The organism is Xenorhabdus bovienii (assembly GCF_024721015.1).
Taxonomy (GTDB): Bacteria; Pseudomonadota; Gammaproteobacteria; order Enterobacterales; family Enterobacteriaceae; genus Xenorhabdus; species Xenorhabdus bovienii.
This window is the reverse complement of record NZ_JANAIF010000081.1, coordinates 1-15,111: the sequence shown is the minus strand read 5'-3', so window position 1 is coordinate 15,111 and position 15,111 is coordinate 1. Positions and strand designations below refer to the sequence as shown.

General features: G+C 41.8%; 16 protein-coding genes, 1 pseudogene and 1 other annotated feature. Of the genes and pseudogenes, 9 read left to right on the top strand and 8 right to left on the bottom strand.

Translation table 11 applies throughout. The annotated features are described in order from the left end of the window. The 4 genes and pseudogenes from NXS07_RS16375 to NXS07_RS16360 all read right to left on the bottom strand — a co-directional run. A partial coding sequence (locus NXS07_RS16375; protein WP_258087157.1) for a transposase occupies nucleotides 1-61 on the bottom strand: 61 nt, incomplete at its 3' end. Nucleotides 62-75: 14 nt separating this feature from the next. Beyond that, a pseudogene (locus NXS07_RS16370) lies at nucleotides 76-306 on the bottom strand (helix-turn-helix domain-containing protein); the annotation flags it as partial. A gap of 243 nt (nucleotides 307-549) precedes the next feature. Beyond that, complete coding sequence (locus tag NXS07_RS16365; RefSeq protein ID WP_038205414.1) at nucleotides 550-1,833, bottom strand: HlyC/CorC family transporter; 1,284 nt, start codon at nucleotides 1,831-1,833, stop codon at nucleotides 550-552. A gap of 54 nt (nucleotides 1,834-1,887) precedes the next feature. Further along, the gene (locus tag NXS07_RS16360) at nucleotides 1,888-2,679 is read right to left on the bottom strand and encodes a cytochrome C assembly family protein (RefSeq protein ID WP_038189542.1); all 792 of its coding nucleotides are present in this window, start codon (nucleotides 2,677-2,679) and stop codon (nucleotides 1,888-1,890) included. A 188-nt stretch (nucleotides 2,680-2,867) separates the two neighbouring features. Between NXS07_RS16360 and ffh the strand changes: the two genes are divergently transcribed. The 5 genes from ffh (at nucleotide 2,868) to rplS (ending at nucleotide 6,400) form a co-directional block, all read left to right on the top strand. Continuing rightward, nucleotides 2,868-4,229 (top strand): signal recognition particle protein, encoded by a 1,362-nt coding sequence (gene ffh / locus NXS07_RS16355; RefSeq protein WP_038205411.1) that lies wholly within the window; start codon nucleotides 2,868-2,870, stop codon nucleotides 4,227-4,229. A gap of 138 nt (nucleotides 4,230-4,367) precedes the next feature. Then, a complete protein-coding gene (rpsP, locus tag NXS07_RS16350; protein ID WP_038193959.1) occupies nucleotides 4,368-4,625 on the top strand; it encodes a 30S ribosomal protein S16 in 258 nt (85 codons plus the stop codon). Between the two features lie 18 nt (nucleotides 4,626-4,643). After that, nucleotides 4,644-5,192 carry a ribosome maturation factor RimM gene (rimM, locus tag NXS07_RS16345; protein WP_038205408.1) on the top strand — a complete coding sequence of 183 codons (549 nt, stop codon included), beginning with the start codon at nucleotides 4,644-4,646 and terminating at the stop codon, nucleotides 5,190-5,192. A 37-nt stretch (nucleotides 5,193-5,229) separates the two neighbouring features. Beyond that, entirely contained in the window at nucleotides 5,230-5,982 is a 753-nt protein-coding gene (trmD, locus tag NXS07_RS16340) for a tRNA (guanosine(37)-N1)-methyltransferase TrmD (protein WP_038193961.1), read from the top strand. Nucleotides 5,983-6,046: 64 nt separating this feature from the next. Then, on the top strand, nucleotides 6,047-6,400 hold the full coding sequence (rplS, locus tag NXS07_RS16335; RefSeq protein WP_012989636.1) for a 50S ribosomal protein L19: 354 nt from the start codon (nucleotides 6,047-6,049) through the stop codon (nucleotides 6,398-6,400). A gap of 352 nt (nucleotides 6,401-6,752) precedes the next feature. Here rplS and NXS07_RS16330 read toward each other — a convergent pair whose 3' ends face one another. Beyond that, nucleotides 6,753-7,004 (bottom strand): anaerobic C4-dicarboxylate transporter family protein, encoded by a 252-nt coding sequence (locus tag NXS07_RS16330; protein ID WP_071826217.1) that lies wholly within the window; start codon nucleotides 7,002-7,004, stop codon nucleotides 6,753-6,755. A gap of 504 nt (nucleotides 7,005-7,508) precedes the next feature. Between NXS07_RS16330 and NXS07_RS16325 the strand changes: the two genes are divergently transcribed. Further along, on the top strand, nucleotides 7,509-8,603 hold the full coding sequence (locus NXS07_RS16325) for a 3-deoxy-7-phosphoheptulonate synthase (protein ID WP_038224782.1): 1,095 nt from the start codon (nucleotides 7,509-7,511) through the stop codon (nucleotides 8,601-8,603). Between the two features lie 5 nt (nucleotides 8,604-8,608). Continuing rightward, nucleotides 8,609-9,730, top strand: coding sequence for a bifunctional chorismate mutase/prephenate dehydrogenase (gene tyrA, locus NXS07_RS16320; protein WP_038192409.1), 1,122 nt, complete (start codon nucleotides 8,609-8,611; stop codon nucleotides 9,728-9,730). Nucleotides 9,731-10,207: 477 nt separating this feature from the next. Here tyrA and pheA read toward each other — a convergent pair whose 3' ends face one another. The 3 genes from pheA to bamD form a co-directional block, all read right to left on the bottom strand. Then, nucleotides 10,208-11,362, bottom strand: coding sequence for a bifunctional chorismate mutase/prephenate dehydratase (gene pheA, locus NXS07_RS16315; protein WP_038218655.1), 1,155 nt, complete (start codon nucleotides 11,360-11,362; stop codon nucleotides 10,208-10,210). 45 nt (nucleotides 11,363-11,407) lie between these two features. After that, nucleotides 11,408-11,528: a sequence feature (Phe leader region), on the bottom strand. Nucleotides 11,529-11,667: 139 nt separating this feature from the next. Next, the gene (raiA, locus tag NXS07_RS16310) at nucleotides 11,668-12,000 is read right to left on the bottom strand and encodes a ribosome-associated translation inhibitor RaiA (RefSeq protein WP_038192404.1); all 333 of its coding nucleotides are present in this window, start codon (nucleotides 11,998-12,000) and stop codon (nucleotides 11,668-11,670) included. A gap of 366 nt (nucleotides 12,001-12,366) precedes the next feature. Next, on the bottom strand, nucleotides 12,367-13,089 hold the full coding sequence (gene bamD, locus NXS07_RS16305) for an outer membrane protein assembly factor BamD (protein ID WP_172664731.1): 723 nt from the start codon (nucleotides 13,087-13,089) through the stop codon (nucleotides 12,367-12,369). 147 nt (nucleotides 13,090-13,236) lie between these two features. Between bamD and rluD the strand changes: the two genes are divergently transcribed. Both rluD and yfiH read left to right on the top strand, forming a co-directional pair. Continuing rightward, nucleotides 13,237-14,214, top strand: coding sequence for a 23S rRNA pseudouridine(1911/1915/1917) synthase RluD (gene rluD / locus NXS07_RS16300; RefSeq protein WP_038201337.1), 978 nt, complete (start codon nucleotides 13,237-13,239; stop codon nucleotides 14,212-14,214). Nucleotides 14,215-14,218: 4 nt separating this feature from the next. Next, nucleotides 14,219-14,950, top strand: coding sequence for a purine nucleoside phosphorylase YfiH (yfiH, locus tag NXS07_RS16295; protein WP_038201334.1), 732 nt, complete (start codon nucleotides 14,219-14,221; stop codon nucleotides 14,948-14,950). Nucleotides 14,951-15,111 lie beyond the last annotated feature (161 nt).

Here is a 15,111-nt window from a genome sequence, read left to right as displayed (position 1 = left end):
GCTGTGCGACGCCCTCAAATACGCGATGACGGGGAATACGGAGGTTGTGACAAACAGCAATTTTGGTTGAATCAATATCTCTGGTGTCACCTTGACTGCTTTTAGGGCAGAATGGCGACGTTCTGACGCCTTAAGCTGAGCCTGTTGAGGGCAGTATTTCTGTACCGCCTGATTTCTTTTCAATTCCCGGCTAATTGTTGATGGATTTCGATTGAGCGACGTTGCAATAAAACGTTGTGTAAAACCGGCTTCCTTTAAACTGGAAATCTGATATCTTTCTATTTCGGTCAGTTGTGTATAGGCCATAGTGCATTTTCCTTTAGCGAGAAAGATGCCTACTATAGCAACTGACCGCCCTTCTGAAAAATTGCACTTATTAGGCGAATCCAAGTTTTAATAGAAATTACTTATTTAAAAGCAATCCTCATTTTGAAAAGATAAGTGTGAGTATGGAGTTAATTGTGAACGCAGAGATAGAAGATGACTCTTATATTATGGAGTGAGGGGAAGTAGGGTGTCAATCCTTCCCCTTTTAATGATAATATTTACTTATTCAGAAATTTTTGCTGCTTGATTAATAGGAGTCACTCTCACCTGTTTGATAACATTACCGTGCACTGACAGAATTTCAAAATTATATTTATTAATCTGTACCTGAGCGTTCAATTCGGGAATTTCACCTAATTCTTCCAGAATCATGCCATTCATTGTTCTTGGCCCATCCGAAGGCAATGCCCAGCCGAAGGCTTTGTTTAATTCGCGGATATTGGCTGTACCATCAACTAGAACAGTACCATCACTCTGTGGCAGCACTTCTTCTGCTAAAGTAGGGGACATAGAAGTAGTAAAATCACCGACGATTTCTTCTAAAATATCTTCGACAGTCACAAGCCCCTGAATATCGCCGTATTCGTCAACGATTAGGCCTGCTTTTTGCTTATTGCGTTGAAAATTAACCAACTGAGTGTTCAGCGGGGTGCTGACAGGAATAAAATAAATCTTATCTGCTGCCTTGATCAGATTTCTTTTCGTAAACGCTTTTTTTTCCATCATGAGGCGATAGGCTTCACGTACACGTAACATGCCAATGGCATCATCAAGAGAATCGCGGTAAAGCACAATTCTGCCATGTGGTGAATGAGTCAATTGTCGTATTACTGACTTCCAGTCATCATTAATATCAATGCCGACAATTTCATTACGGGGCACCATGATGTCGCCAACAGTCACTTTCTCAAGATCTAGTATTGAAATAAGCATATCTTGATTACGGCGTGAGAGATTGGTGTTTGACTCATTCACAATTGTGCGCAGTTCATCTTTGCTGACAGCATCATTGCGAATGTCAGAGGTTTTTATGCCTAGACAGCGCATAAGCAGTAAGCTGATTTTATTAAATGCCCAGACAAGAGGAAACATGATTTTTTCCAGTGGTCGTAGTAGTAAACTACTTGGAAATGCCACTTTTTCTGGGTAAAGCGCAGCGATGGTTTTAGGCATTACTTCAGCAAAAACTAGAATCACGAAAGTCAATATGCCAGTGGCGATGGCAACGCCTGCATCTTGATAAAGACGCATCCCCACAATAGTGGCAAGCGAAGAGGCCAGAATATTGATGAGGTTGTTACCGATAAGGATAAGACTGATCAGCCTGTCAGGACGATGCAGTAGTGATTCTACCCTTCGTGCAGGATGGCTACCTTGTTTTGCCAGATGGCGTAATCGATAACGGTTTATTGTCATCATGCTAGTTTCTGAGGCAGAAAAGTAGGCAGAAATGATGACCATGATGACAAGAATAATGATTAATGTGCTTGTTGATACATTCTCCAAAGCAAAATTCCTTCCTAATATTTATACAGACTGGCTACAGTGATCCCTTGACCGTTAATAAACCATAATTTCCTGTAATAGCCTGCCGCCAAAAAAGGCGAGTGTCAGGATAAACGCGCCAATCAGATTGAACCAAATGACACGTTTGCCGCGCCATCCTTCATGATAGTGACCCCAGAGTAAGATAACGTAGACAAACCATGCAATGATAGATAAAACGGATTTGTGAATATTCTCTTTACCGAAAATATTATCCATGTACATGATGCCTGTACATAACGTCAATGTGAGTAAAATGACACCGACTTGGGTAATGTGAAACATTTTGCGTTCAATGGTCATCAGAGGGGGCATGCCAGAAGAAAAAGAGAATTTTTTCTTTTTAAGCAGATGATCCAACCAGCCAAGTTGTAGTGCATAAAGTGCAGCGATAAGTAAGGTGGCATACCCAAGGAGCGCTAACCCAATATGAATGAATAACTCAATACTGTCTTCCAGATGGGTAATGAATGCCCCTGGCACCATACTGGCCAGCATTAAATTTATCATGGCGAAACTGTAAACGATGGGTTGCAGAAACCATGCCCGACCACGGAAAGCCACGACAGTCATAATGGTGCTCATGAGTAAGCTGACAATCGAACCTAAATTTAACAACGTGAGATTTTGGCCGCTGCTGACATGAAAAATCTGATATTTCAATGCAATCGCATGATTAATCAGGGCCATAATAGAGAAAAGCAGAGCCAGCTTTTGATAACTGTTTTGTTGCCGCAATAAACCCGGCACAATGAGCGTCAGGCTAATGAGATAAGCAAGTAAAGCAATAATTGAAAATACTGGCATAACGTTTGTCGTTTTCGCAATAATGTTAGATTGAACTTAAAATTTAAGTATAACGCTAGCTGAGGTAGCCTCCAACCGTTGTTAATCATACTTGGTAATCTCTTTGCAGAGATTGCATCATCATCGTGTTATAATTCGTTAAATTTGCCTTACAGGTAGCCCCTTTTGTAGATATCTGAGCTGAGACAATGTTTGATAATTTAACTGACAGACTATCGCGCACATTGCGCAATATCAGTGGCCGCGGACGGCTGACTGAAGATAATATTAAAGATACGTTGCGTGAAGTTCGCATGGCTTTGCTCGAAGCAGATGTTGCATTGCCTGTCGTGCGTGATTTTATTTCACGAATCAAAGAGAATGCCGTAGGACATGAAGTTAACAAAAGCCTGACTCCAGGACAGGAATTCGTCAAAATCGTTCAGAATGAACTGGTTAAGGCGATGGGAGAGGTAAACAGTGAGTTGAACCTTTCTGCACAGCCACCTGCTGTGGTTCTGATGGCGGGTTTGCAAGGCGCAGGTAAAACAACCAGCGTTGCAAAATTGGGCAAACTGCTCAAAGAAAAAAACAAGAAAAAAGTATTGGTCGTTTCTGTTGACGTATATCGTCCCGCAGCGATCAAACAGCTTGAAACACTATCTGAAGTTGTTGATATTGATTTTTTTCCTTCAGATCCGCAGGAAAAACCGGTTGATATCGCCAATAAAGCTATCCAGCATGCCAAACTGAAATTCTATGATGTGCTGTTGGTCGATACTGCAGGTCGTCTGCATGTTGATGAAGCAATGATGGACGAAATTAAAGCGGTTCATGCGGCCATCAATCCTGTTGAAACTTTGTTTGTTGTTGATGCAATGACTGGGCAGGATGCAGCAAATACGGCGAAGGCATTTAATGAAGCACTGCCGTTGACAGGGGTTGTTCTAACCAAAGTTGATGGTGATGCTCGCGGTGGTGCTGCGCTTTCCATTCGTCATATTACTGGCAAACCAATTAAATTCCTTGGGGTTGGTGAAAAAACGGATGCATTGGAGCCTTTCCATCCAGATCGCATTGCATCCCGTATTCTGGGTATGGGAGATGTGCTTTCATTGATTGAGGAAATTGAAAGCAAAGTTGACCGAACCCAAGCAGAGAAACTTGCATCAAAACTGAAAAAAGGCGATGGTTTTGATTTAAATGACTTCCTTGATCAGCTCAAGCAAATGCGCAATATGGGTGGTATGACCAGCATGTTGAGTAAAATGCCGGGCATGTCGCAGATCCCTGATGCCGTCAAATCCCAAATGGATGACAAGGTTCTGGTGAAAATGGAAGCCATTATCAATTCAATGACCCGTAAAGAGCGTGAGAAACCGGAGATTATCAAAGGCTCCCGCAAACGTCGGATTGCGTCAGGGTCTGGTACTCAGGTGCAGGATGTTAACCGTTTGCTGAAACAGTTTGATGAAATGCAACGTATGATGAAAAAGATGAAGAAAGGTGGTCTAGCCAAAATGATGAAAGGCATGAAAGGCATGCTGCCACCTGGCTTTATGGGGCGATAATTAACAAAGTCGAGAAAGAAAGTGCTCTTTGGATTGCTTTTTGCGCCAAAGTGAGTAAAATTTTCGAGCTTTTTATATGAATAGCCGGACTTCATTCCTCGATGAAGTCTGGTTGTTTTGCTAACTAATGAGGATGTTATGGTAACAATTCGTTTAGCTCGTGGCGGCGCAAAAAAGCGTCCGTTTTATCAAGTAGTCGTGACTGATAGCCGTAATGCGCGTGATGGTCGTTTCATTGAGCGCGTTGGTTTCTTCAACCCTATCGCATCAGGGAAAGCAGAAGCTCTGCGTTTAGATCTGGACCGTATCGAACATTGGGTTGGTCTGGGTGCATCTGTGTCTGATCGTGTTTCTGCACTGATCAAAGATGCTAAAAAATCAGCTGAAGCAGCTTAATCTGTCGCGGTGGCAACAATGAGCAAGCAAACTGGCCTGGAGCCACCTGTTGATCCAATAGTATTGGGGAAATTGGGCTCCGCATATGGCATTCGTGGTTGGCTCAGAGTGTTTTCTTCCACCGAGCGTACCGAAGACATTTTTGAATATCAACCGTGGTTTATTCAACGTTCAGGCCAGTGGCAACACGTTGAGCTGGAAACGTGGAAATACCACAATCAGGATTTGATCATCAAAATCAAAGAGATTGATGATCGGGATGCTGCGAATTTATTCACCAACTGTGAAGTGGTGGTGGATTCTACCCAATTACCAGAGCTGGAAACCGATGATTATTACTGGAGAGACCTTATGGGCTGTCAGGTAATAAATATTGCAGGTTATAACCTTGGGACTATCAACGACATGATGGAAACAGGTTCTAACGATGTGATGGTAGTAAAAGCAAACCTGAAAGATGCATTCGGTATCAAGGAACGGTTAGTTCCGTTTCTTGATGGGCAGGTTATCAAGAAAGTCGATCTCGCTACTAAAACTATTGAAGTAGATTGGGATCCTAGTTTTTAATCTCCGGTTAAAACGGTTTAAATGAGTGGGACGCTGTATGTGGATTGGGGTTATTAGCCTGTTTCCTGAAATGTTCCGCGCAATAACCGATTACGGGGTAACTGGTCGGGCTGTAAAAAATGGCCTGCTGAGTATTGAATGCTGGAGTCCTAGGGATTTTACCTACGACAGGCATCGTACCGTTGATGATCGTCCTTATGGCGGTGGTCCAGGCATGCTAATGATGGTGCAACCATTACGGGAAGCTATCTATGCAGCTAAAGCAGAGGCAGGCGTTGATGCAAAGGTGATTTATCTTTCACCACAGGGGCGCAAACTCGATCAACAGGGAGTTTGTGAGTTGGCAGCACATGAGAAATTGATTCTTGTTTGTGGCCGTTATGAAGGTATTGATGAGCGTGTCATCCAAACCGAAATTGACGAAGAATGGTCTATCGGGGACTACGTTCTCAGCGGGGGAGAACTTCCTGCAATGACGATGATTGACTCTATATCTCGGTTTATTCCGGGAGTATTGGGGCGTCAGGCATCGGCAGAAGAAGACTCGTTTGCTGATGGCTTATTGGATTGTCCACATTATACCCGCCCTGAGGTGTTGGATGGGATGGAAGTTCCCCCTGTTTTATTATCGGGAAACCATGCCGAAATTAATCGCTGGCGAATGAAACAATCGCTTGGCCGAACTTGGTTAAGAAGGCCCGAACTTCTAGAAAGCCTAGCTCTGACTGACGAGCAGAGGATGTTGCTGTCTGAATTCCAACAGGAATATCAGGATCAAGCAACGAATTAATCCAGGCATATCCTGTGAAGGAATGTCTTTGATATATCAGTTTATCTAGGGTAAGAGAGTTATTATGAGCAACATTATTAAACAAATTGAACAAGAGCAGATGAAGCAAGACGTACCTTCATTCCGTCCGGGTGACACCGTAGAAGTTAAGGTATGGGTCGTTGAAGGTTCTAAAAAGCGTCTGCAGACATTCGAGGGCGTGGTTATTGCAATTCGTAACCGCGGTCTGCATTCTGCATTCACTGTTCGTAAGATTTCTAATGGCGAAGGAGTTGAGCGTGTATTCCAGACTCACTCTCCTGTTGTAGACAGCATCAGTGTTAAACGTCGTGGTGCCGTTCGTAAAGCTAAACTGTATTACCTGCGTGAGCGTTCTGGTAAGGCGGCTCGTATTAAAGAGCGTCTTAACGCTAGATAATATGCTTTCGCTACATCCGAAAGTTATAGAGGCCTGCATATGCAGGCCTCTAATTATTTATTACAATGCACTATTTTTTCTATACGGTATTTTTTTATAATTAAAACTCGTTTAAAAGTAAGTGTTGCGATCGTGCCTGAACTCTCTTCTTCATACACTTCTTTTCCAAAAAAACATTTCTTTGAAAATTGATTTAGAAAAAAGAATTAATTACATATTTAGCACTACTATTGAGCCGATGATTTTGATTGAGATGGTACTTTATAATTTGTGATGAAGGCGAGCTGAACGGTATGGAGTTCATAAGAGTACGATAGCGAAAATAAAAAGAGATAGGTTAACATTGAATACATTAGCCAGAGCCAAAAATAAAGTGGAGACAAGAATAAATAGCGTTAATAAAAAAGTGGTGGCTTTGGGAGCGGAACATCGATAATCCATCTGCAGTTTGCCAAGTAGATGCACAACCGATTACCACAAGAATGTTGAGCATCACATCTACAGGCAGCTTACCTAGTTTAAGCCCAAAAACATATGCCAGTATAAAAAGCCTAATATCATTGATCAGTCCCAATTCTATGTCAGCATAACGCGCGTCTATCAATAATTATGTGACTATTATGGTAAATTTTAGCGTTATCATATCTATTTTTAATAAACGAATAACAATTAATAACTTTGGGTCTTTAAGCTGTTTTATTTAGCTATTAATTATAAATATTATTTTATGGTGTTATATAAACATTAAAATTACATGTTAATTTTATTAAAATCTGTATATAAAAACGGAATTGAAATCTTGTTTTTACTGAATGATTTTTAAAAATATTTATCTTTTCAATAAAATGTTTCCATTATAAATATAACTATGATATTAATTCACAAAATATTTAAATTAATTAATATATTTTTTATGGAAATAAAAAATCAAAGGGATTGTTAATCCTATAGAGCCACCGATAGGATACATACCCTATGTGTAAGTAATTATTTACGGTAATTGGAAATTATTTACACAATTGGATTGTATTCTTTACTATGCATGGTATGTTGTCTGCCTGACACTCAAAAAAAAACTTAAACAGACAAAACAAGGCAGGCATAGAACATGATCATGCAAAAAGATGCACTTAATAACGTTCATATTCTTGGTGAACAGATTTTTATCACACCTGAGGAGCTGAAACAGAAATACCCATTGAGTCGCAACGATCTGCATGCCATCACAAATGCCCGTAATACCATCGCTGATATTATTCAGCACCGTGATCCTCGTTTGTTAGTGGTGTGTGGCCCCTGCTCAATTCATGATGTGGACTCTGCCCTCGATTATGCCCGTCGCCTGAAAGTACTTTCTACTGAATTAAGTGATTGCCTGTATATTGTTATGCGTGTCTATTTTGAAAAACCCCGTACGACGGTTGGTTGGAAAGGCTTAATCAGTGATCCCCATATGGATGGTTCGTTTGATATAGATGCTGGGCTGCATATTGCCCGCGGTTTATTAATGAATTTAGTTAAAATGGGATTGCCACTGGCCAATGAAGCACTAGATCTTAATAATCCTCAATACTTGGGAGACCTATTCAGTTGGTCAGCAATCGGGGCGAGAACGACAGAATCACAAACTCACCGCGAAATGGCATCGGGGTTGTCTGTCTCCGTTGGATTCAAAAATGGGACTGATGGTAATTTGAATACTGCAATTAACGCCATGAAAGCGGCTGCCATGCCACATTGCTTCATGGGAATAAATCAGTCAGGGCAAGTCTGTCTGCTACAAACCCAAGGTAACCCAAATGGGCATGTTATCCTGCGTGGTGGTGGCGAACCGAATTATAGTTCTGAGCATGTTGCTGACTGCGAAAGCCAAATGATCAAGGCAGGTTTAACGCCATCGTTAATGATTGATTGCAGTCATGGTAATTCCAATAAAGATTTTCGTCGCCAGAGCATCGTAGTGGATTCCGTTGCTGAACAGATTATGTCTGGAAATCGATCTATCATTGGTATTATGTTGGAAAGCAACATTCACGAAGGAAATCAGCCCTCAGAACAGCCTCGTTCTGAGATGCAATATGGTGTTTCAGTGACTGACGCCTGTATTAACTGGCAAACCACGGAGCAGGTATTAAGAAAATTACACCAACAAATTGCCCCACGTTTTGCAAAACGTAACATGATGATGGAAAAAGCAGGATAATTGATATGGTAGCAAAATTATCACAATTGCGGGAACAAATTGATGAGGTAGATAAAGCATTATTGGCGTTACTGGCGAAGCGAATGTATTTAGTGGCAGAAGTTGGAGAAATTAAGAGCCAACTGGGTTTGCCGATTTACGTACCAGAAAGGGAAGCGTCCATGCTGGCTTCCCGCCGCCAAGAAGCGGAAGTGATGGGAATTCCGCCAGACCTAATTGAAGATATTTTGCGGCGCATTATGCGAGAGTCCTACGTAAGTGAAAACGATAAAGGATTCAAAAAACTCAGTACCCATCTAATGCCAATAGTTATTATTGGTGGCTCAGGGAAAATGGGGAAACTGTTTAGTCGCTTGTTAACTTTATCTGGCTACGAAGTTCGGGTTCTTGAGTCGGGAGATTGGGATAAGGCCGAACATATACTGGCAGATGCAGGAATGGTAATTGTCAGTGTGCCGATTCATCTGACAGAAGAGGTTATCCGCCGTTTACCTCCTTTGCCGGAACAGTGTGTTTTGGTTGATTTGGCCTCTATTAAACAAAGGCCGTTAAAGGCGATGCTTGATGTACATCAAGGCCCGGTTTTAGGGTTGCATCCTATGTTTGGACCCGATGTGGGCAGTTTTGCCAAACAGGTTGTCGTGTATTGTGATGGGCGTCAGCCCGAAGCATACCAATGGTTTTTGGAACAAATATCAGTATGGGGTGCGCGGTTACATCAAATTAGCGCAGAGCAGCACGACAAAAATATGAGCTTCATTCAAGCGCTGCGTCATTTCACTACTTTTTCTTATGGTCGGCATCTTGCAAAAGAGGATATCGATTTACAGCAACTGATATCACTATCCTCACCAATCTATCGATTGGAATTGGCTATGGTTGGTCGATTATTTGCCCAAGACCCTCAGTTATATGCCGATATCATTATGTCCAGTCCTGAAAATATTGAGCTGATCCGCCGTTATCACCAGAGTTTTGGACAGGCGATTGAAATACTGGAGAGTCAGGATAAGTCGGCTTTTATTGCGAGTTTTAACCAAGTGAATGAATGGTTTGGTAATGAAGCCACACGATTTATGAAAGAGAGTCAGTCTCTTTTGCAGCAGGCTAGTGATAGCCGGATATAGTGCAGCCTATAAATCTGATAGGTTGAAACAGAAATATTCGCCTGTTATTGGTTGATTTCCAGACTGATAATGTCGTCTATTTTATGGTCATGTTACAGGTTGATATTTCCTGTTCTAAGCATTAGACTGAGTATGTTAGTTGAAATATATCGCGCTCCGGCCGAGGCTACCAACCCGGTTAATAGCACTAAAGGCAGACCGTCCTACTTAAGGGCAAAAAACGAAAAACCAACCTCATCAGTTGGTTTTTTGTTTTTATCCATCCATGATTTTAATTCATTGAATCATGCCAAAATAAACTTATAATCAATGGCTGTTAGTTTGGGATAGCGTTCTGGCCTATGTATCTCTTATTGCTCACATATAAAATCTAGGTGGATACAAAGTGGAAATGGAAAAGGGGCTACTATTTACAGTAACCACTTAATTTATTTTGTATATATCTAAATGCGTTGAGAAAACATCCGGTTTCCTATTTTAGCAGGGGTCGATAGAAATCACATTTTCTGAAGGATAACATCCTAAGACTTTCAAGAACCGGGTGATTTCTGACAATTCTTTAAGTGCCTGTTGCATTTTCATGGAGCGAAGATTGGCTTCTACATCAATATAAAACATTTCTTCCCACGGTTTGCCGTTTATGGGACGTGATTCCAACTTACTCATTATAATATCGTGTTTTTTCAAGATAATAAGCGTATCGACCAGAGCACCAGCCTGCTGTCCTGTTGACATGATAAACGTGGTTTTGGCAGGAACCTGATTTGACACATCAATGGGTTTTTTGGCAACAACAATAAAGCGAGTACTATTATTTTGCTGATTTGCCAAATTGTTTTCCAAAACCCGTAATCCATAGAGTGCCCCCCCTGCTTCACTACCTAACGCTGCCACTTCTGACGAGTTGAGCTCTGCTACTTTCTGCATGGCAGCAGCAGTACTTTCGCAATAGACAATCTTCCAATGAGGAAATTGATTGAGGTATTGGTTGCATTGCTGGAAAGGTTGAGAATGGCTATAAACTGTTTTTATTTTTGACGTATCAGTCTCGGTACCAATCAATAAACAGTGATTTATTGGCAGGGTTATCTCCCCAACAAGGAATAGTGGCGTCTGTTGCAATAAATCATAAACATCATTTATTGCTCCAGAGCTGGTATTTTCGAGAGGCAGGATGCCATAATCTGCTTGACCAATCTCAACCAGCGAAAAAATATCTGGGAATTTATGACAACTGCATTCAACTAACTGATTGAAATGGCGCGCCGAAAATTGACGGGCTGCAATATGGGAATAGGAACCTTTTGGCCCTAGAAAAGTAATACGTGCAGAGTCGTAAGGTGTCTGGTTCAGATGCTGTTGAAGCAACGCTTGCTGGGTTAATACTGAATCTTCAATGATCATCTGAAACAGGCGAGTAATATAGAATCCATCTAGACCATGAGTTTTGCCTTTATTAATTAACACATTAAGTAGTTCCCGCTCACGGTCTTTATCTCGGACAGGGCGATGTTCGAGAAGTTTAGTCTGCGCAATATCACAGGCTAATTGTCGGCGTTTCCCAAGCAGATCCAGCAAATTTGCATCAATACTGCTGATTTCTTCTCGTATATTAACTAATTTTCGTTCCATAGCATGTTCCTGACGTTTTTATTATGGATATAGATAATGGTCTGTAAAAAAAAACCTCCCATCGGTAGGGAGGTTTTTTGTTCGTCTTCTTATCCTTTTTAAAACGAAAAAACCTCCTCATGAGAAGGTAAAAAAGAAAAAGAAGAAAAACAGTTTGATAGCCATGTCATTTATGAGTGTATTACTTTTTTATGGTGCCACTAATGTACTTTAATTAACTTATTTGGTGTGGAGTGTCAATAGAAAGGCTCTGTAGGGCAATAAAAACGCGCTCATTGAGCGCGTTAAATAAGGTTAAGCTGTGATTAAACTTCTACGTCAAAGTTGGAGTCTTTAACACTGTGATCTGCACGGCGTGCTTCTCCCTTATGCTGCACTTTATTGAGTTGACGCTCTAATTTTGTCAGTAGTTCGTTGATGGCAGCGTACATATCCTCATGTTTTGCACTAGCAACTAATGTGTTGTTTGGTATACCTATTGTGGCATCAACCAAGAACCCCTGTGGTTCTTTTGTGAGTACGATATGTGGATTAATTAGGTTGACTTGCCATTTGTTCAACTTGTTTAGACGGTCTTCTACATGGCTACGAATTGCGGGGGTAATTTCCATTTGTTTGCTGGTGATGTTCACTAACATATAGTTACCTCGTTATGTTACTCCGTCTTCGATGGTTTCAGCATACCTTTCTTTGACGTAAAAAGAATGATCTAAATCACTTTTATTGGGCTGTTTTGACAGTGAGTAACAGAAGTGTGATTGGTGAAGAAGATATAGAGAATATTTATTGCTAAGAGGGGCGTTATGCATCATTATCGGTCAGTTATGGTATTATCAAGATGGTTGATAATCTTAAGATACATTACGTCTAGGGGTTAGTTGCTGAAACTAATTAAAGCAGATTATAAGTCCATTAAGCGTAGTGCCGTAAAAAGGGCATTTGAACCATGAAAAATAACAGCAGCCATAGCTGCTGTTGATGATGCTTTTTACTTTTCTTAAATCTTATACTGGGTTGGCCGCAATTAATTTTGCCACTTTATCTGCTTCAGCCATCAGACCCAATTTCTTATAGGAAGCTTCCATGTAAGGAAGTGCTTCTCGAGTCGCTTGAGTATCAGGATAATCCCGTAACATTTGTTCAACTCGACTGACAACGGCCACATAAGCGCTGCGTTTAGTGTAATATTTCACAACCGCAAGTTCATATTTGGCCAAACGTTCTTTGAGGAAGACTAAACGCTTGGCAGCATCGGATGTATACTGACTGTTAGGATAGCGGCTGACTAGCAGGTTGAAATCACGGAATGAGGCACGGGCATGTTCAGGATCTCGATCTGAACGATCTATGCCGAAAAAGCTTTGCAGGGTACTGTCATCCAAGGCTTGGGATATCAGAGCACGCAAATATATTACATAGTCGATATTCGGATGGGTTGGGTTCAGACGCATGAAACGGTCAATGGATGCGAGAGCCATTGGGAATTCTGCTGATTTGTAATAGGCATAGATCAAATCAAGCTGAGTCTGTTGGGAGTACGGTCCAAAAGGATAACGGTTATCAAGGGATTCCAATTGTTTGATAGCCCCTTTATAGTTACCTTCTTGCAGGTGTTTTTGCCCGGCTGAGTAAATTTGAGATTGCGGGATATCAGGAACAGCATCCTTATTGTTGGAGCATCCAGATAAAACCATACTCAATGTGGCTGCTGCCACCAGATATTTCATGCGAATCATCACGTGTTGATTATCCTCTGAGTGTTTTCTGGGAGACTATCCATGAAGTTCCCAGCAAAAGATAGAGCTACAATAGCACATTATTTTAAATGAAACGGCTTTGCCGTCAAAACTCAACGTAAAATACAGAATTTATATATGGCACAACAAATACGACTTAATGCAACAGTCGCTGAAACACAGCTCGGTCAACGTTTAGATCAGGCTTTGGCTGAATTGTTCTCTGATTATTCAAGATCCCGTATAAAAGAATGGATTTTGGATAATAAAGTTCAGGTTAATGGTAAATTGATCAATAAGCCAAAAGAAAAAGTACTGGGCGGTGAAGAAATTTCCATTGATGCCATCATTGAAGAAGATGCGCGTTGGGAGCCACAAGATATTGAGTTGAATATTGTCTATGAAGATAATGATATTCTAGTGATTAACAAACCGCGTGATTTGGTTGTACATCCTGGAGCAGGTAACCCTGATGGTACAGTATTGAATGCTTTGTTATACCGCTATCCTGCAATTGCAGATGTCCCTCGCGCTGGTATTGTACACCGTCTCGATAAAGACACGACCGGGCTGATGGTTATCGCAAAAACCGTTCCAGCACAAACCCGTCTGGTGGAATCCCTGCAATTGCGTGAAATTACCCGTGAATATGAAGCGATCGCCTTGGGATGCATGACAGCTGGGGGAATGGTAGAAGAACCTATATCCCGCCATCCGACAAAACGGACACACATGGCAGTGCATCCTATGGGGAAATCGGCAGTTACCCATTATCGGGTTATGGAACATTTCCGGGCACATACTCGTCTGCGCCTGCGACTGGAAACTGGCAGGACACATCAGATCCGTGTCCATATGGCACATATCAAGCACCCTCTGGTTGGTGATCCTTTATACGGTGGCCGTCCTCGTCCGTTAAAAGGCGCTTCAGACGAATTTCGTGAAGTGATGCGCAACTTTGATCGTCAGGCATTACATGCCACCATGCTACGACTTTACCATCCTATTTCTGGTATTGAGATGGAATGGCATGCAGAATTACCGGATGATATGGTTAAACTGGTTGATGTGATGAAAGCGGATATTGAAACTTTCAAAGATGAGATGGACTGGTAGGTAAATGACCCCGCTGATTTTTCCTGATTGGCCACAGCTTGATAATGTTGGCGCTTGCAGTACAACCCGCTTGGGTGGAGTAAGCCTACCGCCTTATGACAGTTTGAATCTGGGTAACCATGTTGGTGATGATTCGGAATGTGTGGAGCGGAACAGGAAACTGCTGGTTGAATATGCTCAGTTGCCACAACAACCTGTCTGGTTGGAGCAGATACACGGAACTCGTGTCATCAATCTGGATGGCCAGCCAGCGAAAGATAATCAGGCTGATGCTGTTTACACGAATATGCCCGGGCAGGTTTGTGCTGTCATGACAGCTGATTGCCTGCCTGTTCTTTTCTGCGCCATTGCGGGAGATGAAATTGCAGCGGCGCATGCGGGATGGCGTGGGTTATGTACAGGGGTTCTAGAAAATACCGTGTCTCGATTTAGCACAAAACCTGAAATGATCCGCGCATGGTTAGGGCCAGCCATTGGCCCTGAAAAATTTGAGGTGGGTCGTGAAGTTATGGACGCGTTTGTTGTAACCAATCCTGAGCTAGAACAAGCCTTTACGCCTTATGGTAATAAATTTTTGGCAAATATCTATTTACTGGCTAAATTAAAGTTGCAGTCTATTGGTATAAATGAAGTATTTGGAGGGACTGCTTGTACTGCCACTGAGGAAAGAAATTTTTTCTCCTATCGCCGTGATGGTAACACTGGACGTATGGCAACTTTAATCTGGCTGAGATAATCGGCTTTATAGGACGATTTCTGGCGTATAGTGGCTAGGGCGTGTTGACGTTTTGTGAAGGTAATCTGAACAGCATGATGATTGGGTATAATCCATTTCGCCAAAAACTCATTAAGCCTCATCATCATGCTACGAACTAGGTTAACAGATCCCGTCTGGGA